A 421-nucleotide genomic window follows, 5' to 3' on the forward strand; every position below is an offset into this window, starting at 1 on the left:
CGTTGGTTTCAACATCGGCCAACCTAAGCAACCAACCTACTCCGGAAGCTTTTGCCCAAATTTCTCCCGAAATTTTAAAGGGGGTAGACTATGTGGTAAATTTGCAACAGTCTTTAAAGACTCCAAAGCCTTCAGCTATTATTAAGTTGAGTAATGACGGAAAGGTTAAAGTGATCAGGAAGTAAATTTTAAAAGGCCACGAATACACTAATATTTTTGGCTCATTCAGAAGATTAAAGGTTGAGATAAAATTGCATGGCCAATATTCTATATAAAGAGGAAAGTTATTCAATTGTTGGTGCTCTTTTCGAAGTTTACAACAATCTGGGCAGTGGTTTCGCGGAAATTGTTTACAAAGATGCACTGGAACTTGAATTTAATAACAGAAGAATACCATTTGCCAGAGAAAAAGAATACTCTG

At 36.6% G+C, this 421-nt stretch carries 2 protein-coding genes; both read left to right on the forward strand.

The annotated features are described in order from the left end of the window. Window positions 1-185: Sua5/YciO/YrdC/YwlC family protein (locus HC175_RS19285; RefSeq protein WP_168139761.1), on the forward strand; the 185-nt coding region annotated here is incomplete at its 5' end. A 70-nt stretch (window positions 186-255) separates the two neighbouring features. After that, window positions 256-421, forward strand: a 166-nt coding sequence (locus tag HC175_RS19290; protein WP_168139762.1) for a GxxExxY protein, incomplete at its 3' end; no start/stop codon positions are given.

Source organism: Salinimicrobium oceani (assembly GCF_012037645.1).